This is a genomic window from Xanthobacter oligotrophicus (genome assembly GCF_008364685.1).
GTDB lineage: Bacteria > Pseudomonadota > Alphaproteobacteria > Rhizobiales > Xanthobacteraceae > Xanthobacter > Xanthobacter oligotrophicus.
In genome coordinates this window covers 587,066-610,475 of record NZ_VTTL01000001.1, presented here as the reverse complement: position 1 = coordinate 610,475, position 23,410 = coordinate 587,066, and the positions used below count along the sequence as shown (strand labels likewise).

Below are 23,410 nucleotides of genomic sequence, written 5' to 3'. Positions count from 1 at the left end.
GCAGACCATGCCGCGGTCGGAGCCGCCTTGCCCGAGAAGCGCCCGGACGTGGGTGCAAGCGGTTGGGCGTGGATGCCCGGCACAAGGCCGGGCATGACGGGGTGGATCGCCCCGCCTGTCCTGAGTTTTCAAGCCCGCCCTCAGCCCGGCTCGGCCACGTCGCGGATGCGCAGGGCCACGCGGTTTTCGCCCTGCCAAGTGTCGAGTTCCAGGCTTCCGGCCACGTGCAGGGGCCGCCCGCGCGCGGCCAGCAGGGCGCGGCCCAGGGGCTCCTCGGCGCAGCGGAAGGCGGTGGCCTTCAGGGTGGTGCCATCAGGGGACGAGATGCGCGCCCGCACATGGCCGGCGCCGAAGCTCTCCACATAGCTGATGCGATGGCCGGGGAAGGCGAACACCGGCTCCGCATTGCCGGCACCGAACGGGCCGGCGCGGGATACCATCTCGACGAGGTCCGTCGTCGCCCCCCGCGCGGTGAGCGCGCCGTCGATGGAGAGCGTGCCCTCGGCCCGCGCCCGTGCCACGTCGGCGGCGAGGCGCTGCTCGAACGCCGCCCGCAATGCGCCGAGGCGGGCGCGTTCCACCGTCAGCCCGGCCGCCATGGCGTGGCCGCCGCCCTTCACCAGCAGTCCCGCTTCCAGCGCCGCGCGCACGGCGCGGCCGATGTCCACGCCGGGCAGCGAGCGGCCGGAGCCAGTACCGGTCTCCCCGTTGAAGGCGATGGCGAAGGCCGGGCGCTGGAAGCGCTCCTTCAGCCGCGACGCCACGAGGCCGACCACGCCGGGATGCCAGCCATCCCCGCTCACCACGATCACCGAGCCCTCGTCGCTGAGGCCCAGCGCCGCCTCGGCCTCCGCCTCGGCGGCGGCGAGGATGGCGCGCTCCACCTCCTGCCGCTCGCCGTTGAGTCGGTCCAGCTCGGCGGCGATCTGGCGGGCCTCGGCCGGGTCCTGGGTGAGGAGGAGCTTCGCCCCCAGCGTCGCCTCGCCGATGCGCCCGCCGGCATTGATGCGCGGGCCGATGAGGAAGCCGAGGTGGAACGGGCGCGGTGGCCCGTCGAGCCGGGCCGCATCCATCAGCGCGGTGAGGCCGATGCGGCCGCGCCGTCGCATGGCGATGAGACCCTTGGTGACGAAGGCGCGGTTGAGGCCCTTCAGCGGCACCACGTCCGCGACGGTGGCAAGCGCCACCAGATCGAGCGTGTCGAGCAGGTCCGGAGCCGGGCGGGCGGTGTTGAAATGGCCGTTCTGGCGCAGCGCCCGCACCAGTCCCACCGACGTGACGAAGGCAAGGCCCGCCGCGCACACATGGCCGAGGCCCGAGAGGTCGTCCTCCCGGTTGGGGTTCACGATGGCGGCGGCCTCCGGCAGGCGCTCGCCGGACTGGTGGTGGTCGATCACCACCGTATCCATGCCCAGGCGCCGGGCGGCGGCCAAGGGTTCCATGGAGGTGGTGCCGCAATCCACCGTCACCAGCAGCGTCACCCCGCGCCCCGCCAGCTGCTCGATGGCCGGCACGTTGGGGCCATAGCCCTCGAAGATGCGGTCGGGGATGTGGAACAGCGGGTCGAGGCCCGCCGCCCGCAGCACGCCCACCATGAGGGCGGTGGCGCAGGCGCCGTCCACGTCATAGTCGCCGAACACCGCCACCTGCTCGCCGCTGGTAACTGCGCGCGACAGGCGCTCCACGGCGGCGCCCATGTCGGTGAGAGTGTCGGGGTCCGGCAGCAGGGTGCGGATGGAGGGGTCGAGATATTGCTCCACCCCGTCGAGCGGCACGTCGCGGCCGGCCAGCACGCGGGCCAGCAGCTCGCTGATGCCGGTGCGCTGGGCCATGGCGAGGGCGGTCTGGGCGCCGCGCACGTCCAGGCGCTCGCGCCAGGTGCGGCCGGTGGCGGAGCGGGCGACGTCGAGGAAGAGGCGATTCGGCAGGGCTATGTTCACGCGCGCATCAAGCCAGAAGCGGCCCCTCGCGTCGAGCGACCGGCGGCGATCACCACCCCTGCGCGAACAGCAGGACGACGAGCGCCGCCCCCGCCGCTGCGGCGGTGGCCGAGCCAAGACGCAGGGTGAAGCCCGGCGGACCTGCCGCCGCCGCGAACCCCACCCGACCCAACGCGTTCATGCCCATGGCGATGAGGATGGCGAGGGCGGCGCCCTGCAGCGACAGGCCGTTGCCCGCGAGCCGGGCGGCGTTCAGCGACGGCACGTCCACATCCACGATGCCGGCCACCGCGCTGACGATGTAGAGGCTGCCCGGCCCCACATATTTCAGGAGGATGCCGCTGACCGCCGAGACGAAGCCGAACATGCCGGCGAACGCGGCGAGGGGGCCGAGTTCGAACGGGTTGCCGAGGCCGGCCTCGCCTTCCGCATGGCCGGCGTGGCGCACCAGGAGGCCGCCTGCGACAGCAAAGGCCAGGGCCGCCGCCAGCGCCGGTGGGGCGAGGGTGGTGAGCAGGCTGGGTGCCACCACCATGCAGATCACGAGCACCCGCAGCAGCGAGACCATGGCCGCCAGCGCCGCGCCGCCGGCAAGCAAGGTCGCCGGCTCCCCGGCCGCCGCGCGGCGGGCAAAGGCGAGGGTGACTGCGGTGGAGGACACCAGCGCCCCGGCCAGCGCGCTGATGAGGATGCCCTTTTCCGGCCCGGCCACCTTCACCGCCACATAGCCGGCGAAGGAGATGGTGGCGGTAAGCACCATGAACAGCCAGAGCTGTCGCAGGTTGATGCTGTCGAACGGGTCGAGGGTGCGGTCCGGCAGCAGGGGCAGGACGATCACCGTCATGCCCAGCAGGACGAGGGCCGAGCGCAGCTCCACCCAGGTTAGCTTGGCGAGAAGGCCATGCAGCATCTCTCGCGCGGCCAGAAGCCCGGTGGCGGCGATGGCGGCCGCGCCGGCCGCCGCAGGGTCTCCCGCCACCGCCAGGGCGCCAAGGGCGAACACCAGCAATGCGGCGACGATGCCGGTGATGCCGAAATCCTCGTCCTTCACCATCTCGCGATACTTGAAGCCGGCGAAGACGGCGGCGAAGCCGAGGCTTGAGGCGATGAAGACGGCCGGGCTCTCAAGCGCCTGGGCGAGGGCCGCGCTGACGCCGCCGAGCAGGCCGCACAGGGCATAGGTGCGCACGCCCGCCGTGCGGCTTCCGGGCAGCTCGGTGCGCTCGCGCCAGCCCCGCTCCACCCCCACCACCAGCCCGATGGCAAGCGCGACGGCCAGGCGGAAGATGAGCTCGTCCATGGCGTGCTCCCGGCTATCTTGTTCTGTTTATATACTCTTTTTACGCGGTGGTGTGCCGCTGAATGAATCTGCGGCGTCACGGCTCGATGATCGCCCGCCGGAGGCACCAAGGCCGGGCACGGTGCCGTCTCGTTTTGATACTGCTTTCGCTACGGGCTGGGACCCAGCGGGAACACAGCTGGACCGAATCGGTTGCCGCCGGGGTTTACCGCTCTGTTCTTCCCGCGCTTCGTTCCGGGGAGGTGCCACTTCTTTTCAAACTGAGGCACAGATTGCGCCTCGGCGGAGTCGGTTTCTCACGCCGTCATGCCCCGGTCTTGGTCCGGGGCTTCCCCGGGTCCGCCGGCCCGCTGGGCTGCAAACGCAGCAGTGGCCCCTCAGGACATGCCGGAGGGGCCACGGTGCAGGCGCTGGGCGGACTTCCTCACCCCAGCGAGCGGGTGGCGATGTCGGAGACATCCGCCGACAGGCCGGGGGTCTGCGCCACACGGCGCAGGGCGGCCTCGGCGCTGGCGCGCCGCACCGGCTCCAACTGGCGGAACGTCTTGAACGACGCCAGCAGCCGCGCCGCCACCTGCGGGTTCTTGCCGTCGAGGCTGAGCACCGTATCGGCCACGAAGGCGTGCCCCGCTCCGTCCGCCCGGTTGAACTGGGTGGGGTTGGCGGCGGCGAAGGCGCCGATGAGGGAGCGCACCCGGTTGGGGTTGGAGAGGGAGAAGGCCGGATGGAGCATCAGGCCCTTCACCCGGTCCAGCGTCCCCTCGGATGCGATCTGCGCCTGCAGGATGAACCACTTGTCGATGACGAGCGCGTCGCTCTCGAAGCGGCGATAGAAGGCGTCGAGGGCCGCTTCGCGCTCCGGCACGTCGTGCTGGGCCAGCACGGCGAGGGCGGCGAAGCGGTCGGTCATGTTGTCCGCCGCCTCGAACTGGGCCTTGGCGCGCGCGATGCCCTCGGCCGCGCCGGTGACGGCGAGATAGTCGAGGGAGAGATTCCGCAGCGCCCGCCGGCCGGCGGAAGCTGCGTCCGGCGCGAACGCCCCACCCGCCCCCGCGCTCTCGTAGGTGCGGGCGAAGTCCGCCGCGAGGGCGGTTCCGACCGCGATCCGCAGCGCCTTGCGGGCGGCGAAGACGGCATCGGGATTGACATCGCTGCCCAGCTCGCGCGCCACCTCGCTCTCGCCGGGGAGGGCGAGGGCCTGCGCCTTGAAGGCGGCATCGAGCGCCGTATCGGCCACCACCGCGCCTGTCGCCGTGATGAGAGCGTCCGGCGCGGGAAGCGTGCCGGAGCGGGCACCGGTCTTCAGCAGTTCAAGGGCGATACGCTGGAGCGAGTCGAAGCGGTTGAACGGGTCGCCGTCATGGGCGGCGAGGAAGACGCGGTCCGCCTCGGTGAGGTCGCTGACAAGGTTCACAGGCGCGGAAAAGCCCCGGTTGAGAGAGGGCACGGGTCGCGCGTCCAGGCCGGTGAACAGGAAGCTTTGGGCGGCCTCCTTCACCTCGATCACGCCGTGCTCCACTGGCGTGTTGCCCAGCGTCAGTGGCATGTCGCGCCCGTCCGGCCCCACCAGGCCAAGGGCCAGCGGGATCAGCATGGGCTTCTTGTCGCCCTGGCCCGGCGTGGGCGGCACCGACTGCTTGACGTCGAGGCGGAAGGTGCCTGCCTCCTTGTCATAGCTGCCGCTCACGTTCAGCAGGGGCGTGCCCGACTGGGCATACCACAGTGCGAACTGGGTGAGGTCGCGGCCGGTGGCGTCGGCGAAGGCGGCGACGAAATCCTCGATAGTCGCCGCATCCCCGTCATGACGCTCGAAATAGAGGTCCATGCCCTTTCGGAACCCCTCCTCGCCGAGGAGGGTTTTGAGCATGCGCACCACCTCGGCGCCCTTCTCATAGACGGTCGCGGTGTAGAAGTTGTTGATCTCGCGATAGGTTTCCGGCCGGACCGGGTGGGCGAGGGGGCCGGAATCCTCGGTGAACTGGGCCGCCTTGAGCATGCGCACGTCGGCGATGCGCTTCACCGGGCGCGAGCGCTGGTCGGACGAGAATTCCTGGTCGCGGAAGACGGTGAGGCCTTCCTTCAGGCACAGCTGGAACCAGTCGCGGCAGGTGATGCGATTTCCGGTCCAGTTGTGGAAATATTCGTGGGCGATGACGCCCTCGATACCGGAATAATCGGCATCGGTGGCAGTCTCGGGGGTCGCCAGCACGTATTTGTCGTTGAAGACGTTGAGGCCCTTGTTCTCCATGGCCCCCATGTTGAAGTCGGAGACGGCCACGATGTTGAACACGTCGAGGTCGTACTCGCGGCCGAAGGCCTCCTCGTCCCAGCGCATGGAGCGCTTCAGCGCGTCCATGGCATAGCCGGCGCGGGCTTCCTTGCCCTCTTCCACATAGATGCCCAGTTCCACCTTGCGGCCGGAGGCGGTGACGAAGCTGTCGGCCACCTTGGCGAGCTTGCCGCCCACCAGCGCGAACAGGTAGGACGGCTTGGGCCACGGGTCATGCCAGATGGCGAAATGGCGCGCGGTGCCGGGGATGTCGCCGCTTTCCATGAGGTTGCCGTTGCCCAGCAGGATCGGCGCCTCGGCCTTGTCCGCCTCGATGCGGGTGGTGAAGACCGAGAGCACGTCCGGCCGGTCGGGATAATAGGTGATGCGGCGGAAGCCCTCGGGCTCGCACTGGGTGCAGTAATTGCCGGAGGTGCGATAGAGGCCCATGAGCTGGGTGTTGGCGGTGGGGTCCACCAGCGTCTCCACCTCCAGCACGAAGGCGTCGGCCGGAGGATGGGCGAGGGTGAGGCGCGCGGGGGTCGCCTCGAAGCTCGGGCCGGCCAGCGGCTTGCCGTCGATGGCGAGGCGCACCAGGGTCAGGCCGTCCCCCTCCAGCACCACCGGCGCGCCCGTGGTTCCCTCCGGATTGCGGCGCAGCGCGAGGCGGGCGGTGACGCGGGTCTGGGAGGGATGGAGCGCGAAGTCCAGCTCCACCTTGTCCACCAGCCATTCCGGCGGGCGGTAGTCGGCGAGGTGGATGGCTTTGGGCTCGGCATCACGCATGGAGAACTCCTCGGGCAACGCCTCGTTTGCCGCCGCCTCCCGGGCGCGGCGCGAGGGTGCGTTCAGTTGAGTGCGTTCAATCGGCCGGGGAGAGTAAAGCCCTAGGACCTGCGAGGGAAGGCGGGGCGCTTCGGTACCGCGTTCCAGCCGCGCTGCCGGCTACCGCAGGGCGCGGATACTGTCGGCCATTGGTGCGCTTTATGAGATGCAGCGTTGCGTAAAATCCCCCTTATTGCCGAGTCGCTGCAACAATATCTAAGCGTTTAGCCGAGCGGCATCGTCCGTTTGGCATTAGATGGAGATGAAAATGCGCCATCTTACCTTCGGAGCTATTGCTCTTACCTCCACTTTCTTGATTGCTGGTGTTGCCGTAGCGGCGGATCAGCACTCACGAGACGAAGCTGACGCCGAGGCCAATCACGAAATCGATAGCACGGCGTTCGGCTACCAGCAGCCCCTTGGCTATGCGCCGGTGACGCGTGCCGAGCAGAACGATCCCTTCTCCCACATGCGGGCCAGGACCTACACGCCCCCCGTGCAGCGGGAGCCGTCCGATGAGCTGTTCCTGGAGCAGGGAGACCGCGGCATCGGCAACGAATAAAAATCGCCACCGCCGGCGCAGCGGGGCGCCGGCGACGGGTTGGTAGATTCGCACCATGGAGCCCCGATCAGCCGAGCCGCGCTTCCAGGGCCTCAAAGAGAGGATTGTCCGCGGCGAACACATATTCGATGGGACCAACGGTCACCATGCTCGCCCCGCGCTCGCGCAGGAAGGTGGCGAGCCCATGCAGCGTATCCGGCGGGCAGTGCAGGGTCAGCATGCCGGAGGAGGTGGGGCCGCCGAACGGTGCGACGCAGCGATAGCGCGCCACCGCTTCCTCCACCAGGGAGGCGTCGCAGCTCGCGAAGCGGGTGCGCACCTCGCGCATGGTCCGCGCGCGCTTTTCCGCCCCCAGCCGATCGAACATGGCCCGTGCCGCCGAAAGCGCGCTGCCGCTCCAATTGGCGGTGAGCGAGGCCACGAGATTGGCTTCCGACTTCAGGATGATCCCGTCGTCCACGACCTTCAGGGCGTTGGCGGCCAGCGTCGCCCCGGTGGTGGTGATATCCACGATCAGCTCCGCCGATCCGGAGGCCGGCGTGCCCTCGGTCGCGCCCGCGCTTTCGACGATGCGGTAATCCACAATGCCGTAGCGGGCGAAGAAACCCCGGGTCAGGTTCACATATTTGGTGGCGACGCGGATGCGCCGGCCGGTGCGGCCGTGGAAATGGCTCGCGACGTCGTCGAGATCGTCCATGGTACGCACGTCGATCCAGGCCTGCGGCACCGCCACCACCACGTTGGCGTGGCCGAAGCCGAGCTTTTCCAGCAGCGCGACGCGGCTGTCCGCCTCCAGGATGTTCTCGCGTACCAGATCTTCGCCCGTCACCCCGATATGGGCGGCGCCGGCGGCCAGAGCCGCCGCGATCTCGGAGGCGGAGAGATAGGCCACCTCCACATTGTCCACGCCGCCGAGCGCGCCGCGATAGTCGCGGGCGCCGCGCGCCTGCGTCAGCGGCATGCCGGCGCGGGAGAAGAAGGCGTGGACATTCTCCTGGAGCCGGCCCTTGGACGGCACGGCGAGAATGAGCGGGCTGGTCATCGGGCGCCCTCCACGGCAGCAGGGAAGGGGGCGGAGGTGAGGGCGGCGAGGCGTTCCACCCACACCGCGAGGCCGACGCCGGGCACGCTGATCTCGGCGCCGAGGCGTGCCAAGAGCTTGTCGTAGCGCCCGCCGGCCACCAGCGGCCCATCGGTACGGCCGCTTGTGTCGTGCAGTTCGAAGACCATGCCGCTGTAATAGTCGAGCGGCCGCCCGAAGGCGCTGGAGAAGCGCACGTCGGACAGGTTCACCGCATAGGCGGTGAGGAAGCCGGTACGCCGGTCGAAGGTATCGAGCGCCGCCGACAGGTCGATGCCCGCGTCCGCCGCCAGCGCCCGCATGCGGGCGGAGGCCTCGTCCGGCGTCCCCGAGATGGCGAGGTAGCGCGAGAGGATCTCGCCGGTCTCGCCGGACAGGCCGGCGCCGGCCTCCAGCGAGGACTGCTCCAGGAAGCGTTCGGCGATCTCGGACACGGTACGCCCGCCCACGGTGGAGATGCCGGCGATGGACAGAAGATCGGTGATCAGCGCCCGCGCCGCCTCGGGATCGGCGCCGGTGAGGGCCGCCAGCACGCCGGCATGGGCCGAGGCGCTCTCTTTCGGGCGCTCCTTCTGGCGGCCGAGGTCGGCATCGAGCCGGCTCTGGCCGAAATCCTTCAGCAAGCGCCGGCGCAGTGCCGGGGCCAGCGGCAGCGCCTCCAGCAGGGCGGCGAACAGGCCCACGTCGCCGAGCCGGATCTCCGGCTGCGGGACGCCATAGAGCGCGCAGGCGTTGAGGCCGAGGGCGACCATCTCCGCATCGGCCGCCTCGATGTCGGTGCGGCCGAAGGATTCCACGCCCGCCTGCCGGAACTCGCCCGATCCCTCGCCCCGGAAGCGGAACACGGGGCCGAGATAGCTCACGCGCGCCGGCAGCGGCATGCGTTCGGCGATGACGGCGCGGGCCACCGGAATGGTGATGTCGGGCCGCAGGCATAGCTCGCGCCCGTCCGCGTCCGCCGTCAGATACATGCGGCGGCGGATGGATTCCCCCGACAGATCGAGGAAGGCGTCCGCCGGATGGAGGATGGGCGGATCGTGGCGCGAGAAGCCGGCGGTCTCGAAGCACGCGATGAGCGCATCTTCGAGGCCTGAGGGATCGCGGGGCGGAAGGGGCGCGGACGCCGCGGGCAACATGAGGGTGTTTTCCTGAGATTTCTGGCCGGCTTCTACCAAAGGGCGGGCGCCGGGGCCACCCCGGCTGATTTGGGATGGTGTCCCAGGGCGCAAGGAAGCGCCTTTGCCTCCTGCGACACCGCCCGAAATTCGGAGGCATGGGTGAGCCGGGTGCGGATCGGTATAAGGTTGGCGCAAAGGGAATCAGCGGAGGCGGCCATGGCCGAGGCAGCAAAGGCAACCAGTGCCAAGTCGGGCCAGAGCGCCGGACCGGCGGCGGGCGTGGACAAGCTCAGCTTCGAGCAGGCGCTGGCGGAACTGGAGGCCATCGTCGGTAATCTTGAGCGGGGCAGCGTGCCGCTGGAGGAATCCATCGCCATGTACGAACGAGGCGAGGCGCTGAAGATGCGCTGCGAGACCCTGTTGCGGGCGGCGGAAGCCCGCGTCGAAACCATCACCCGCGACGCCGATGGCCGCCCTTCCGGCACCGCGCCGCTGGACGCGGACGGGTAGGGGCTTTCGGCGCGGCGCTGCGAGGCACGGTTTAGGCTTACCGTTACGGAAAAGAGGCGCCTGCTGGCGCCTCTTTGTGTCTGATGAGCCGTTCGGCCTCGCCTCAGGCGGCGGGCTGGACCACCGCCGGCCGCAGGGGCTCGGGTTCCGCACCCGCCTCCCGGCCGAGCGACAGCTCGTCCTGCACCGCTTCGCCGCGGAGCACGGCGGTGAGCCGCGCATGGTCGAGCTCGCCTTCCCAGCGGGCCATCACCACGGTGGCGACGCCGTTGCCGATCATGTTCACCAACGCCCGCGCCTCGCTCATGAAGCGGTCGATGCCGAGGATCAGCGCCATGCCCGCCACCGGGATGGTGGGCACCACGGACAGCGTCCCCACCAGCGCGATGAAGGAGGCGCCGGTGACGCCGCTCGCCCCCTTCGAGGTGAGCATGGCCACCGCGAAGATGGACAGCTGCTGGGTCAGCGTCAGGTCGGTATTGGTCGCCTGGGCCACGAACAGGGCTGCCATGGTCATGTAGATGCTGGTGCCGTCGGTGTTGAAGACATAGCCCGTGGGCACCACGAGGCCGACCACCGGCCGGGAGCAGCCCAGTCGCTCCAGCTTCGCCATCAGCGAGGGCAGGGCGGAGTCCGACGAGCTGGTGCCGAGCACGATGAGGATCTCTTCCTTGATGTAGGCGAGGAACCTGATGATGCTGAAGCCCGCCGCCCGCGCGATCGCCCCGAGCACCACCAGCACGAAGATCGCCGAGGTGAGGTAGAAGGCGAGGATGAGCTGGAGCAGCGGCCCCAGCGAGGCGATGCCGTAGCGTCCGATGGTGAAGGCCATGGCTCCGAAGGCGCCGGCCGGGGCCAGCTTCATGACCACGTTGATGGCGCCGAACACCAGGCCGCTGGTGCCGTCGATCATCTCCTTGACCAGGCGGCCCTTCTCCCCCAGCCGGGACAGGACGCAGCCGAACAGAACCGAGATCATCACCACCGAGAGTATATCGCCCTTGGCGAAGGCATCGACGATGGTATTGGGGATGATGTTCAGCAGAAACTCGACGATGGTCTGTTCCTGCGCCTTGCCGGCGTAGCTCATGACGGCTTTCGCATCGAGCGTTGCCGGATCCACGTTGAAACCGGCGCCGGGGCGCAGCACGTTGCCGACGATCATGCCGATCGCCAGCGCGAGGGTGGAGACCACCTCGAAATACAGCAGCGACTTGCCGCCGATGCGCCCGATCTTCTTCATGCTCTCCATGCCGGCGATGCCGGAGACTACGGTGCAGAAGATCACCAGCGCGATCAGCATCTTGATCAGCTTGATGAAGCCGTCGCCGAGCGGCTTCATCTGGATCGCGAGGGTGGGCCAGAAGTGGCCCAGCGCGATGCCGACGGCGATGGCGAAAAGGACCTGGACGTAGAGTATCTTGTAAAACGGCTTCCGGGTGACCGGTTTCGCTGTGGCGAAGGCCATTGGATCCTCCCTGGGAAAGGCCTCGACCGAGCGGATTGGCGCGATCAGGCTGTGTGTCGGACGGCTTCCTGCGAGAGCGACTTGCGGGGCCGCTTTCTGTTCTTGCTCTTGAGCTTGGTCTTGGCCGGGCGTCGACGTTTCCGGCTTTCATGTCCGCCTGCGGGCAGGCACGCGGACATGGGTTCTCGTTCGCGCACGCGGCCGGCTTCAGGCTGCGTCCACGGTCCTCGGTTCAGGGGCGGATGGCCGTCCCCGGTCGCGCTTTAAAGGGGCATGGCGAGCAGGATCCGCGCGATGCGGTCGGTGTCGTTCCTGAGCGCGCGGCTCTCGTTGGGGGCGATGCGGCAGGAATCCCACGGCCGCAACGTCGCCTCCTCCTGTCCGTTGCTGACGGTCACCTCGCCGTCGAGGACCACGTACATCTTCTCCACGCCCGAGGCGTCGAGGGTCGTCCCGCCGCCGGGCTCGATGGTGGACAGGCCCAGCCAAAGGCAATCGGCGGGGCCGGCCTCCCGGCCCTGGAGCCGGACCATGTGCATCAGCGCATGTCCGGGGGCCTGGTAGGGCGGGGCCTGGTCAAATCGCATGACGTTCATGGCCGCACCTCACGCGCCGGGCACGAGGATGACGCGATCGCGCGCGGACCCGCTCACGCGGGCATAGGCCTCGGCCGCATCCTTCAGGGCGAAGATCGCGTCCGGCGTGATGGGGAAGGGCCGCAACTGGCCGCCCGCGAAACCCGGTGCCAACTCGCGCAGCACGTCCGCTGTCTCGATGGAGGACAGGGCCAGCGTGTCGATGCCCACATAGGTGTGCCGGCCGCGATAGAAGGCGAAGATGTCGAATTCGACGATGCGGTTCACCGCCGCGATGAAGATCTGCCGCCCCGTCTTGGCCAGCGAGGCCGTGCCTTCGGCGTAATAGGGATCGCCCACCGTGTTGAAGACGATATCGGCGCCCCGTCCGTCGGTGAGTTCCTTGACGGTGGAGGCCACATCCTGTGCGGATGAATTGACGATGGTCACCGGCCCGCTGGCGTGGCCGGCATAGGGCTCGTTCTTGCGCACCACGCCGATCACCCGCGCCCCGCGCCAGGTGGCGATCTGCGCCGCCGCCTGACCCACCTTGCCGTTGACGCCCAGCACCAGCACAGTCTCTCCCGGCCGGGGCAGGCCGGCGCGGCGAAAGCCCTCGATGGCGGTGACGAACGGCACGCCGATGCCGGCCGCTTCCTGAAGCGAGATGCCCTCAGGCTTTTCCACCAGAGCCTCCGCCTCCACCACCAGGTGGGTGGCGTGGGTGCCGTCGCGGCGGATGCCGAGGTCGCCGGACGAGCCGTACACCGCCTTGCCGAGCCAGTCGGGCGGGCCATCGATCACGATGCCGGCGAAGTCGCGCCCCGGCGTCCGGGGAAACACCGCATAGGGCATGAGGCCGATGGCGGCCTTCACGTCGGACGGATTGACGGCGGCGGCCCGGATTTCCACCAGGGCATCGGTCGGCTTCGCGCGGAACAGCGTGCGTCGTTCGATACGGGGCTTTACGGCGTCTGCGCTGGTGGCGCGCTGGTCGAAGCGCAGGGCGGTGGCGTCCACCGCCAGGCCGGCGCCCGGATTCGGGGAAAGTGCGACTGCGGTCACGGGGACCTCCTCAACTGGTGCAATCAGTGGCGGGCGCCTCAGGCGACGCTTCTTGCGTCGGCGAGGCGGGTGGGCAGGCCGATGAGGTCGCGGGCCTCGCGCGGGGAGGCGATCTGGCCGCCCAGGTCCTCGACCATGCGGCGCGCCTTTTCCACCATTTCGGCGTTGGAGGCGGCGAGCCGGCCGCGCGCGAGATAAACGCTGTCCTCAAGCCCGACGCGCACATGGCCGCCGGCGAGATAGGACATGGCCACGGTCTGGAACGCGCTGCGGCCGATGCCGATGGCGGTGAACTGGGCATCCGCCGGCAAGAGATTGCGAGCGTAGAGCACCGTTTCCGGCGACGGCTGGAAGCCGTATTTCACCCCCATCACGAAGGAGCAGAGCGCGGGGCCCTGCAAGCTGCCGTCGGCGAGCAGGTCGCGCATCAGGGCGATGTCGCCACTGTCGAACAGCTCGATCTCCGGCTTCACGCCGGCGCCGGCGATCACCTGCGCCATGCGGCGCACGTTGCGCGGGGTGTTGATCACCACCTCGTTGCCGGAATTCATGGTGTTGAGGTCGAGGGTGCAGATGTCGGGCTTCAGCAGCGCCACATGCTCCACCCGCAGTTCGGGCGTGGTGAGGGTGGTGCCGGGGCCGGCGACCTTGGGCTCGGCTTCCGAGGGCACGAAGCGGCCGCCCGGCCCCGTGGTCAGGTTGATGATGAGTTGGGTGTTGCGGGCCCGGATCCGCTCCACCACCTCGCGATAATAGTCGAGCGACATGGAGGGCCGGCCCGTGTCCGGGTCCCGCACATGCAGGTGAACCACGGCCGCGCCCGCCTCGGCGGCGCCGAGCGATGCCTCGGCGATGTCCTGCGGCGTGATGGGCAGGTGGGGCGTCTGCTCCGGCCGCGTGAGGTTGCCGGTGACGGCGCAGGTGATGAAGACCTTGTCCTTCGGCGCGCGCATGGAGACCTCCCTCAGAGCGCCCGGCCGCCGTCGACCTGGATGATGTGTCCGGTCGAGTAGCCAAGCATGGTGGCGCAGGCGGTGATGGCGGCGGCGATGTCGTCCGCTTCGGCGATGCGCCTGAGCGGGGTGGAACTGGTGACCTTGTCGTTGAAGTCGGCCCCGCGCCCGGGGACGAAGGCGGTGTCGACAACACCGGGGGATATGGCGAGGACGCGGATCTCCGGGGCGAGCGCCCGGGCCAGCGCCTTCGTCATCACGTCGATGCCGGCCTTGGCCGCGCAATAGGCGATGGACGAGCCGACGCCGGTGAAGGCGGCGATGGAGGAGACGGACACGATCAGCCCGTCGCCCGACGCCTTCAGCAGCGGGGCGAAGGTGCGCACGCTCGCGAACTGCCCGCGCCAGTTCACCTGGAACATGCGGTCGATCAGCTCGTCGGTCAGGGCGTCGAGGTTGGCGTGGGGCACCGGCTTGGTGAAGCCCGCCGCATTCACCAGAATGTCGAGGCGGCCATAGCGCGCCTCGATCTGGTCGCGGACGGCGATGAGCGTTTCGGTGTCGCTCACGTCCGCCGCGAAGGCGGCGTGGCTGTCGCCCAGCTCGTTGACGAGGGCTTGGGCTGAGCGGGCGTCGGCCTCCGACGGCATGTGTGTCACCGCCACCGTTGCGCCGGCCTGGGCGAGCATGCGGCTGGTGGCGCCGCCGATGGCGCCGGCGCCGCCCACCACGAGGGCGACCTTGCCCTCGAGCGAGCGCGGATAAAGGGGCCGGTGGGGCACAGGCGTGCCGGTGGCCTCGCCCGCGATGCGGGCGGCTGCGGATGTCATGGTCGACCTCTTCGAATTTAAGGGGCTGGCGTCGGGATCACTTGATCGGCGGCCGGGGCAGCTTCGCCGCGCCGGGCTCCATGACGAAGTCGTAGTCGAGGCGATACCAGGGGCCGGTCACGTCCGGCGCGGGCGGGGTGCCCTTGCCGGGCCGGTAATTGCCGACCAGATGCTCGGTGACGCCGAACACCACGTCGCTCTCCAGGCGCGCGTCGTCATCCACGAACACCTGGGTGACGAGGGTCTTGTAGCCCTCCTTGAACCCCAGGAAATGCAGGTGCGCCGGGCGAAAGGGGTGGCGCCCCTGGGCCCGCAGCAGGTCTCCGGACGGGCCATCGGTGGGTACGGGATAGCCGGCCGGCTTCACCGAGCGGAACGAAAAGCGGCCGTCCGCGTCGGTGGTGAATTTCCCGCGCAGGTTCATGTCGCACTGGCCGGGGTCCTGGTTCTCGTAGAGGCCGACGGGGGAAGCCTGCCAGACATCCACCTCCACCCCGGCCAGCGGCCGGCCCTTGGGATCGGTGATGCGGCAATCGGCGAACAGCGCCGGCCCCGGCGTGGGCGAGCGCACGATGCTGCCGCCATTGGCCACGTGCGGCGAATTCATGCGCCAGAACGGGCCGAGCAGGGCGGAGGCGGTCTCGGTGGCGCCGGCATTGCCGTTGTTGAGCAGGCAGACCAGCGTCGAGAAGCCGATCACGTCCGAGAACAGGATGGCCTCGTTGTGCAGGTCATGGGTGGCCTGGCCGATCCGGTTCAGGAAATCGATGCCGTATTCGAACTCGCCTTCGGTGAGCCGCACTTCCCGGGCGAAGGCGTGCATGTGGCGCACGAAGGCCTCGGCCACCTCGCGGGTTCGCCGGTCGGCCGTGCCCGCCATTGCGGCGATGACGATGTCGGTCAGCGACCCCTCGCCGGTGATGATGCTGGAAGACGTCGCAGGTGGCTGGGCCGCCGCGGTTCGGGCTGTTGGCATGGCGTTCGTCCCTGGGTGGCTGCATGAACTGCAATCGATTGCTGAAGGATGTGCAATCGATTGCAAACTGTCAAGCGCCTTGTCCGGCCGGGGTGTGGGTGCGATACAGGGCGGCGTGCGAACCTGCGGAGCGTCGTCCCCCCAACGTGACTGAAACCCCTCGTCTGCACCCCACCCTTCAAGCGGTCGCGGACGCGGCCGGCGTGCACCGCTCCACCGCCTCGCGGGCGCTCAATCCGCAGACCGCCCACCTCGTGGCCGATGACGTGGCCGAGCGGATCCAGGCCGCGGCCCGGCGGCTGGGATATCGGCGCGATGCCATGGCCGCCGGCCTGCGCACCAAGCATTCGCACCTTGTCGGCATCGCCGTTCCCGACATGGCCAATCTCGTCTTCGCGCCAATTCTTTGCGGCATCGAGGAAGTGCTGGCCAAGAACGGGTATTCGGCGCTCATCGCCAATACAGGCTCGGATGTGGCGCGGCAGATCGACGTGGTCGACCAGTTGATCGGGCGCCGGGTGGAAGGTCTCATCCTCGCCACCGTGCAGCAGGAGGACGACCCGGTCCTCACCCGCTGCCTCGATGCGCGGGTGCCGACCGTGCTGGTCAATCGTGCCGAGGCGCGCCACCGGGCGCCGGCCGTCATCTCCGATGATCTCAATGGCATGCGCATCGCGGTGGAACACCTCATCGGGCTCGGGCACCGGCGCATCGGCCACCTCGCCGGACCGCAGAACCTGTCCACCGGCGTGCTGCGTCTTCAGGGTTTTCGCGAGGCCATGGAGCGCGCGGGGCTCGATGCGTCAGCGGTCATGTCCGCCTCCGCCTATACCCGAGAAGCCGGTGCGGTGGCGGGCGGGACGCTGCTCGACCGGTTCGGCGACCTCACCGCGGTGGCCGCCGCCAACGACCTTCTGGCACTGGGGCTTTATGGGGCGCTGGCCGAGCGGGGCCTGTCCTGTCCCGGTGACGTGTCGGTGGTGGGGCACAATGACATGCCGCTGGTGGACATGGTGAGCCCGCCTTTGACCTCGGTGCGGATCCGGCATCAGGAAATGGGGGCGGAGGCGGCGCGGCTGCTTCTGGAGCAGATGTCCGGCGCGGCGAGCGGCATCACCATACGCGTCACCCCGCCCGAGCTGATCGTGCGCGGCTCCACCAGCCGCCGCGCGGCCCGGGCCAAGAAGGCGCCGGCTAAGTAGGGCCGATCCCGTCGCAAGGGGTCGGGCAGGGGGGCATTCCCCTGTCCCGAAATGGCACGCCTCTCGTCCCGCGTCGCGCACGCAGGGCGAACGGGGCGGGACCGAATCGCTGCCGGTCCCGACTTTCGCGCTCTGTTCCGTGCCCTCAATAGAGGCCGGGAATGACGCGCTTGGTGCGCTTCTCGTAGGCCTCGTATTCGGCGCCGAAGGCCTCGCGCATCATCTTCTCTTCCCGGCCCACCCGGAAGAAGAACAGGATTCCGAAGCCCACCAGCCCCGCCGGCCCGGCGATGAAATTCGGCAGCAGCAGCGCCTGCGCCAGCGCCCACAGGAAGAAGGCCGAATACATGGGGTGGCGTACCCGCTCATAGACGCCGGAGGTGATGAGCTTGTGCTTGTCCTTGATCTCCAGCGTCACCGACCAGTTGCGCCCGAGCTGGCGATGGGTGCGCCAGAACAGCCATAGCGCCGCGATGAACACCAGCACACCCGCCACCACCTGCGCCGGCACCGGCGTGTAGGAGGCAAAGCGCGGGAACGAGGTGAGGGCATAGATGGCCGGCAGTACCCCGAGGCCGAGAGTGGAGATGGAGAGCAGCGTCATGTCGCGGGCGGTGCGGTGGCGCGCATCGGCCACCTGCTGGCGCCGTGCCTTGCGCTGGAAGGGGATGCGCAGCACGTACCAGGAGACGACGCCGACCGCCCAGGCGATCTTGGCGAAGAGGACGAGGCTCATTGCGGGCTCGCTTGGGTCAGGAAGGGGCATGCTCAGGGGCTTGATCGGGAAGGGCCATCAGGCGTCCGCCCGCGTCGAGGGAGGTGGGCAGGGGAGTGCCGTCCGGCGCCATATAGGCACAAAGGGCATGGAGGTGGGCGGCCAGCACGTCGAACGCGAACGGGCCGCACACATAGGCGTAGAAATCATGCGGGGCGCGGATGTCGCTGGCCAGGAAGCACTGGCAGTGGCGTCGCATGACATCGAAGAAGAAGCGCCGGTAGGTGGCCGCCGAGACCATGTCGCGCACCGGCACGTGCCGCAGCAGCGGGCGCTGCGTGAAATCCCCCACCGCCAGCTGCGGCTCGGCGAAGGTGGCGCGCTCGAGGGTCACCGGATTGACCTTGTAGAAGGAGACGATGTCGTCCCGCGACTGCACCTCCACCCAGCCGATCTGCGGCGCGTCCGCCACCCGCTGCGCCGCCGCCCGCAGCCGCGCGCCGGCCGGGTGCAGCGCGAACTTCGCCGTGGTGCTGCCGAGGGTGAGGATGCGCACCGGAACAAGGGCGCCGAAGTCCGGGTCCTGATCGAGCGCGGCGGCCACCGTCGATACTGCATGCATGGCGCCGAGGCTGTGCCCGGCGATGACGATCTCGTCCACGCCCTCGCGCCCGGCCGCGGCCTCCACGGCGCGCAGGCGCCCGGCGAAGGCCACGACCCGCGCATCCACCTCGGGATGGCGGCCACGGGCGAAATCCACCGAGAATTCCGCAAGATCGAGGGATTGCCTCAGGCGAAAGCGCCGCCCCGGCCAGCGCATCAGCAGCAGGCCGGTGGCGAGGGCCACGGCCACGCCGCAAAGTCCCGCCGCCACAGCACCGAGATGGGGCGCCAGCCATTGCGCCGTGCCGAAGCCCACCGCCACCGCCGCCGCCCAGAAGGCGAGCAGCAGCAAATAGGTGAACAGGAAGAAGAAGCCGTAGCGCCGGCTGGTGCGGAAATAGGAGAGCAGCGTGCCGCTGGTCACCATGTCGACGATGGCCCGCAGCGAGCCGCGCAGGTGGGAGCGCACCGGCCGCCCCATGTCGGCGCGGGCAAGGTCGTCCCAGGCCAGGATCTCGAAGGTGGTTGAGGTGTGCCAGCCCGGGCCGTCCGCCTCGGACTGCCAGAGCGCTCCGGTGGGCGTCTGTACAGGGGCGGCGTCGCGGCAGCGTGTCGCCGCCCGCCACACCGTGCCGAACCGCTTCAGCTCGCGCAGGAAGATTCGATGGTGGCCGTCCACCGTCATGGGATCGTACCCGGCCACGAAGAACACGTGGCGCCGGCCGACGCGCGTTGCTGGCACCTCCCGCATGGGGCCGCCTTCTAGCGAAAACCCAGCAGGATGGCCAGTGCCGGGATGGCCGGTGCCGCCGCTGGCCGGTGCGCGCGTGATCGCGCGAAGGTTGCAACAACCTGAAAGTTAGATCGCTACATGCCCTAGAGAAAAGACAGTGATACTGATCAAAGCGCCGCGATCCAGCCGGGCCAGACCCCATGTGTCGCCGCCTCCCTCGATGGAACAGGAGCGGGAAGGGACTGGTTGCAGGACGGCATTTGCACACCGCGCAAGAATGCCATACTGCCCGCCGTGGCGTTTTCGGGCTAAGACCGGTGCGCTTTGCTCGTGCCATCCTGTGATGTTCGCCCGGACCTGCCGTCATGAAGCTGCGTGATCTTCTCCGTGGAGGCAAACCCAAGAAGCCCCGCATTCCGCCCTTGGGCGCGCCGGCGGCACGGGCGTGGACCAGCCCTTCCAACACGCTTCGCAGGCTTGGCCCATCCCCCTCCATCCTGGTGGTGAAGCTCGACCATATCGGCGACTTCATCACTGCCCTGCCGGCCGTGAAGCGGTTGCAGGCGGCGTTTCCCACCTCGACCGTCTCGCTGCTGTGCGCGCCGTTCGTGGCCGATCTGGCGCGCTCCACGGGCCTGTTCGCGGCAGTCTACAGCTTTGATTTCTTCGGCGCCCGCATGCAGGAGCCGCGCTTCGCCAACGCCGACGACGTGAGCGAACTCAGGGCGATGGGGCTGCCGGCCCATGACATCGTCATCGACCTGAGGCAGGAGGACGAGGCGCGGGCGCTGCTGTGGGGCCTCGACGCCAAGGTCCGCGCCGGGTTCGGCGACCCGGTCAATCCGTTTCCCCTCGACATCGCGCTGCCGGAGATGGAGCGCTGCATGCGCCGCAAGCCGTGGCCGGCCATGACCCATTCCTCCACCCGGCTGGTGCTGCTGGTGGAAGCGCTGGTGCATGCCCGCGACATGGGCGTCGAGACGGTGCGGTTCGCGACCGCCTCCGTTCCTGTGGGCGAGACGCAGAACTGCGTGATCCTCGCGCCGGGAACGCGGCTCGGCATCAAGGGCTGGACCGCCGAGGGCTGGCTTGGCCTCGCGTCTGCCGTGGTGGAGCGCACCAATCTCGACATCGCCGTCATCGGCCGGGGGGAAGAGGCCGAAACGGCGGCGCAGATGGCCAAGCTGCTGCCACAGGGCCGGCTGCGAGATTTCGTGGGGCAGGTGGACCTTGCCGACCTCCCGGCGCTGATGGCCCCCGCCGCCGCCTTCGTCGGGGTGGATACGGGCACCACCCACCTTGCGGCATCGCTGGGGGTGCCCACCGTCGCCCTCTTCTCCGGCTTTGCCGATATCCGGGTCTGGGCGCCCATTGGTCCGGCCACCGTGGTGGTGCATGCGGGCGCCGGCTGCGCGCCGTGCGGGTTGCCCTCCGAGACGCTGTGCCCCTATCAGCGCCGGTGCATGAGTGTGATCGATCCTGAGGCGGTGCTTTCTGCCATGTCCGGTGTTGCCGCCCATCCCGAGCTTAAGGGCTTGCGCGCCGCCCCGCAGCCGGAGCTTGTGTTCGCGGCCTCCTGAAGGCAGGAAGACCGGGCGGGCGACGACCAGTCCGCAAGATCGATTACCGTTCGCCATCACTCACGGTAATCGATCTTGAATCTTGTTTTGACGCGTTTTCTTCACGCGAACCGGTGTCCACTTCGCTCGAAAACGCTTTGGTTGCGAGGGTTTCGTGTCCGCCAATCCGTCCACCGGTTCCCCCTTGTCCGCCGTGACCGTGGTGTTCGTCACCTACAACAGCGGGGCGGTGATCGGCCGGGCGGTGGCAAGCGTGCCGGCCGAGTGCCCGGTAGTGATCGTGGACAATGCAAGCCCCGAGGGCACCTCCTGGCGGGCGGGCCTGTCGCGGCCTGTGGACCTTGTGGATATGCCGGCCAATGTCGGCTTCGGCACCGCCTGCAATGCGGGCGCGCGGCGGGCGGCCACGCCCTACGTGCTGTTCCTCAATCCCGACGCGGTGCTCGACGCCGAGACCCTGCCGGCGCTCCTTGAAGCCGCCGGCCGCTATGGCGATCCGGCCATCCTGATGCCGGCCATCGTGGGCGAGAACGGCCGGCTGATGCGCAAGGAAGGCTCCATCCTGGAGAGGGTGCCGCGCCGCCTGCGCCTGTCGCCCGAGGAGATCGTGGGGGATTACTGCACCCGCTTCGTCCACGGCGCCGCCTTCATGATGGCGCGGGACGCCTTCTTCGCCCTCGGCGGCTTCGACGAGGCCATCTTCCTCTATCACGAGGACGACGACCTCTCCCTGCGCGCCATCGCCCGGGGCATTCCCATCATCGTGGTGACAGGGGCGCGGGTGACCCATGCGGGCGGGCGCTCCAGCGCGCCCTCGTTCGGCCAGACCTTCAAGGTCAACCGCGCCAAGATGCAGTCGGAGCGCTACGTGCTGGAAAAATACGGCCGCTCCCGCGCGACCGTCGCCCAGATCGCCAAGCTTGCCGGAGGCTGCATGCTGGCGCTGGCGTGCCTTGATCTGCACCGCTTCGCCATCCGGACCGGAAAAATGGCGGGATGTTTCGATGAAGTGCGCCGAACGCCGCCCGCGCACGTATGAGGCACAGGCGGACGTTCGCATCGCCGGGGAAGGGGCCGCTCGCTGACCCCGTTCCCACCGGCCTTGTCCGTTGCGTGCCACCGCGCGCGTGTGTAAGGCTCATTTTCCCGGTTCGTTCCGGACGGAGTTGTCCGTGACTTTGCTGAAGACCCCGCTGCTCGATACCATTCGCGATGCCGCCGACGTGCGGCGCCTGCCTCAGGACAAGCTGGCCCAGCTCGCCGCCGAACTGCGCGCGGAGACCATCGATGCCGTCTCCGTGACCGGTGGGCATCTGGGTGCTGGCCTCGGCGTGGTCGAGCTGACGGTGGCCCTGCACCACGTGTTCAACACGCCCCATGATCGCCTGATCTGGGATGTCGGCCACCAGTGCTACCCCCACAAGATCCTCACCGGCCGGCGTGACCGCATCCGCACCCTGCGCCAGGGCGGCGGTCTCTCGGGCTTCACCCGCCGGGCGGAGAGTGAATACGACCCGTTTGGGGCTGCACACTCCTCTACCTCTATCTCCGCCGGCCTCGGCATGGCGGTGGCGCGGGACCTGTCGGGGGAAGAGCGCAACGTCGTGTGCGTGATCGGCGACGGCGCCATGTCCGCGGGCATGGCCTATGAGGCCATGAACAATGCCGGCGCCATGGATAGCCGGCTCATCGTCATCCTCAACGACAACGACATGTCCATCGCCCCGCCCACCGGGGCCATGTCGGCCTATCTGGCGCGGCTCATTTCGGGGCAGACCTACCGCTCGCTGCGGGAGATCGGCAAGCAGATCGCCGGCCACCTGCCCAAGTTCGTGGAGCGCGGTGCGGCGCGGGCCGAGGAATTCGCCCGCGGCTTCTGGACCGGCGGCACCCTGTTCGAGGAACTGGGCTTCTATTATGTGGGCCCTATCGACGGGCACAATCTCGACCACCTGCTCCCCGTGCTGAAGAACGTGCGGGACGCCAAGACCGGCCCTATCCTGGTCCATGTGGTGACTCAGAAGGGCAAGGGCTACGCCCCCGCCGAGGCGAGCGCCGACAAGTACCACGGGGTGGTCAAGTTCGACGTGGTCACCGGCGCCCAGGTGAAGGCGAAGTCCAACGCCCCCTCCTATACCCGCGTGTTCGCCGAGAGCCTGATTTCGGAAGCGCGGCGCGACCCCAAGGTGGTCGCTATCACCGCAGCCATGCCGTCGGGCACGGGGCTGGACCTGTTCGGGCAGGTCTATCCCGAGCGCACCTTCGACGTGGGCATCGCCGAGCAGCATGCGGTGACGTTTGCCGCCGGGCTCGCGACGGAAGGCTTCAAGCCCTTCTGCGCCCTCTATTCCACCTTCCTCCAGCGGGCCTATGACCAGGTGGTGCACGACGTGGCGCTGCAGGGCCTGCCCGTGCGCTTCATCATCGACCGCGCCGGCCTCGTCGGCGCGGACGGGGCGACCCATGCCGGCGCCTTCGACATCGCCTTCCTTGCCTGCCTGCCGGGCATGACCGTGATGGCCCCCGCCGACGAGGCGGAGCTGGTGCACATGATGGCCACCATGGTGGCCTTCGATGATGGCCCCTCGGCCGTGCGCTTCCCCCGCGGGGAAGGCGTGGGCGTGGAACGCCCCGAGCGCGGCGAGGTCCTGCCCATCGGCAAGGGCCGCATCGTGCGCGGAACCGGGGAGGGCGATATCGCGCTCCTCTCCCTCGGCACCCGCCTTGCCGCCTGCCTGGACGCCGCCGAGCGTCTGGAGGCGGCCGGCTTCACCGTCACCGTGGCCGACGCCCGCTTCGCCAAGCCCCTCGACCGGGAGCTGGTGCTGAAGCTCTCCTCCGGCCATGGCGCGCTGGTGACCGTGGAAGAGGGCTCGGTGGGCGGCTTCGGCAGCCACGTGCTCCAACTCGTCACCGACGAAGGCCTGCTCGACCGCGGCACGGTGAAGGTGCGCGCCATGGTGCTGCCCGACATCTACATCGACCAGGAGACCCAGGCCCGCCAGCTGGCCGCCGCCGGCCTCGACGCCGACGCCATCGTGGCCAAGGTGGAAGGGCTGCTGGGCAAGGCCAAGGCCGGGGTGGGATTGCACAAGGCGGGGTGAG

The 23,410-nt window shown here is 69.1% G+C and carries 19 protein-coding genes; 6 read left to right on the top strand and 13 right to left on the bottom strand.

The features are described 5' to 3' along the window. Positions 1 to 140 precede the first annotated feature (140 nt). The 3 genes from recJ to pepN form a co-directional block, all read right to left on the bottom strand. Complete coding sequence (gene recJ / locus FZ033_RS02605; protein WP_149574593.1) at positions 141 to 1,940, bottom strand: single-stranded-DNA-specific exonuclease RecJ; 1,800 nt, start codon at positions 1,938 to 1,940, stop codon at positions 141 to 143. A 49-nt stretch (positions 1,941 to 1,989) separates the two neighbouring features. Then, positions 1,990 to 3,240 carry an MgtC/SapB family protein gene (locus tag FZ033_RS02600; protein ID WP_149574592.1) on the bottom strand — a complete coding sequence of 417 codons (1,251 nt, stop codon included), beginning with the start codon at positions 3,238 to 3,240 and terminating at the stop codon, positions 1,990 to 1,992. 424 nt (positions 3,241 to 3,664) lie between these two features. Further along, complete coding sequence (gene pepN / locus FZ033_RS02595) at positions 3,665 to 6,295, bottom strand: aminopeptidase N (RefSeq protein ID WP_149574591.1); 2,631 nt, start codon at positions 6,293 to 6,295, stop codon at positions 3,665 to 3,667. A 307-nt stretch (positions 6,296 to 6,602) separates the two neighbouring features. On the opposite strand from pepN, the gene FZ033_RS02590 reads away from it, so the two are divergent. Further along, positions 6,603 to 6,896: a hypothetical protein gene (locus tag FZ033_RS02590; RefSeq protein ID WP_149574590.1), complete on the top strand. Its 294-nt coding sequence runs from the start codon at positions 6,603 to 6,605 to the stop codon at positions 6,894 to 6,896. 67 nt (positions 6,897 to 6,963) lie between these two features. Here FZ033_RS02590 and hisG read toward each other — a convergent pair whose 3' ends face one another. Next, positions 6,964 to 7,938, bottom strand: coding sequence for an ATP phosphoribosyltransferase (hisG, locus tag FZ033_RS02585; protein WP_149574589.1), 975 nt, complete (start codon positions 7,936 to 7,938; stop codon positions 6,964 to 6,966). Further along, positions 7,935 to 9,113, bottom strand: coding sequence for an ATP phosphoribosyltransferase regulatory subunit (locus tag FZ033_RS02580; RefSeq protein WP_149574588.1), 1,179 nt, complete (start codon positions 9,111 to 9,113; stop codon positions 7,935 to 7,937). Before FZ033_RS02580 ends, hisG begins: the two co-directional genes overlap by 4 nt. 198 nt (positions 9,114 to 9,311) lie before the next feature. On the opposite strand from FZ033_RS02580, the gene FZ033_RS02575 reads away from it, so the two are divergent. After that, positions 9,312 to 9,605 (top strand): exodeoxyribonuclease VII small subunit, encoded by a 294-nt coding sequence (locus FZ033_RS02575; protein WP_149574587.1) that lies wholly within the window; start codon positions 9,312 to 9,314, stop codon positions 9,603 to 9,605. Positions 9,606 to 9,708: 103 nt separating this feature from the next. On the opposite strand, the gene FZ033_RS02570 is transcribed toward FZ033_RS02575, so the two are convergent. The 6 genes from FZ033_RS02570 to FZ033_RS02545 all read right to left on the bottom strand — a co-directional run bounded on the left by FZ033_RS02570 (position 9,709) and on the right by FZ033_RS02545 (position 15,472). Further along, positions 9,709 to 11,073: a dicarboxylate/amino acid:cation symporter gene (locus FZ033_RS02570; RefSeq protein WP_149574586.1), complete on the bottom strand. Its 1,365-nt coding sequence runs from the start codon at positions 11,071 to 11,073 to the stop codon at positions 9,709 to 9,711. 263 nt (positions 11,074 to 11,336) lie between these two features. Next, positions 11,337 to 11,669: a cupin domain-containing protein gene (locus FZ033_RS02565; protein ID WP_149574585.1), complete on the bottom strand. Its 333-nt coding sequence runs from the start codon at positions 11,667 to 11,669 to the stop codon at positions 11,337 to 11,339. Positions 11,670 to 11,678: 9 nt separating this feature from the next. Continuing rightward, complete coding sequence (locus FZ033_RS02560) at positions 11,679 to 12,713, bottom strand: quinone oxidoreductase family protein (RefSeq protein ID WP_149574584.1); 1,035 nt, start codon at positions 12,711 to 12,713, stop codon at positions 11,679 to 11,681. A gap of 38 nt (positions 12,714 to 12,751) precedes the next feature. Beyond that, positions 12,752 to 13,666 carry a BKACE family enzyme gene (locus FZ033_RS02555; RefSeq protein WP_149574583.1) on the bottom strand — a complete coding sequence of 305 codons (915 nt, stop codon included), beginning with the start codon at positions 13,664 to 13,666 and terminating at the stop codon, positions 12,752 to 12,754. 11 nt (positions 13,667 to 13,677) lie between these two features. Continuing rightward, positions 13,678 to 14,496 carry an SDR family NAD(P)-dependent oxidoreductase gene (locus tag FZ033_RS02550; protein ID WP_210247850.1) on the bottom strand — a complete coding sequence of 273 codons (819 nt, stop codon included), beginning with the start codon at positions 14,494 to 14,496 and terminating at the stop codon, positions 13,678 to 13,680. 37 nt (positions 14,497 to 14,533) lie between these two features. After that, a complete protein-coding gene (locus tag FZ033_RS02545; RefSeq protein ID WP_149574582.1) occupies positions 14,534 to 15,472 on the bottom strand; it encodes a dioxygenase family protein in 939 nt (312 codons plus the stop codon). A gap of 146 nt (positions 15,473 to 15,618) precedes the next feature. Between FZ033_RS02545 and FZ033_RS02540 the strand changes: the two genes are divergently transcribed. Further along, a complete protein-coding gene (locus FZ033_RS02540; protein WP_149574581.1) occupies positions 15,619 to 16,674 on the top strand; it encodes a LacI family DNA-binding transcriptional regulator in 1,056 nt (351 codons plus the stop codon). A gap of 145 nt (positions 16,675 to 16,819) precedes the next feature. On the opposite strand, the gene FZ033_RS02535 is transcribed toward FZ033_RS02540, so the two are convergent. Next, positions 16,820 to 17,410, bottom strand: a complete 591-nt coding sequence (locus FZ033_RS02535; RefSeq protein ID WP_149574580.1) for a protein-S-isoprenylcysteine O-methyltransferase — start codon at positions 17,408 to 17,410, stop codon at positions 16,820 to 16,822. Positions 17,411 to 17,426: 16 nt separating this feature from the next. Next, positions 17,427 to 18,743, bottom strand: coding sequence for a hypothetical protein (locus tag FZ033_RS23950; RefSeq protein WP_188079258.1), 1,317 nt, complete (start codon positions 18,741 to 18,743; stop codon positions 17,427 to 17,429). 347 nt (positions 18,744 to 19,090) lie between these two features. Here FZ033_RS23950 and FZ033_RS02525 point away from each other — a divergent pair, with 347 nt between their 5' ends. The 3 genes from FZ033_RS02525 (at position 19,091) to dxs (ending at position 23,409) form a co-directional block, all read left to right on the top strand. Then, positions 19,091 to 20,305, top strand: coding sequence for a glycosyltransferase family 9 protein (locus tag FZ033_RS02525; RefSeq protein ID WP_149574579.1), 1,215 nt, complete (start codon positions 19,091 to 19,093; stop codon positions 20,303 to 20,305). Positions 20,306 to 20,459: 154 nt separating this feature from the next. Beyond that, positions 20,460 to 21,344 (top strand): glycosyltransferase family 2 protein, encoded by an 885-nt coding sequence (locus FZ033_RS02520; protein ID WP_149574578.1) that lies wholly within the window; start codon positions 20,460 to 20,462, stop codon positions 21,342 to 21,344. A 133-nt stretch (positions 21,345 to 21,477) separates the two neighbouring features. Beyond that, positions 21,478 to 23,409 carry a 1-deoxy-D-xylulose-5-phosphate synthase gene (gene dxs / locus FZ033_RS02515; protein ID WP_149574577.1) on the top strand — a complete coding sequence of 644 codons (1,932 nt, stop codon included), beginning with the start codon at positions 21,478 to 21,480 and terminating at the stop codon, positions 23,407 to 23,409. Position 23,410 lies beyond the last annotated feature (1 nt).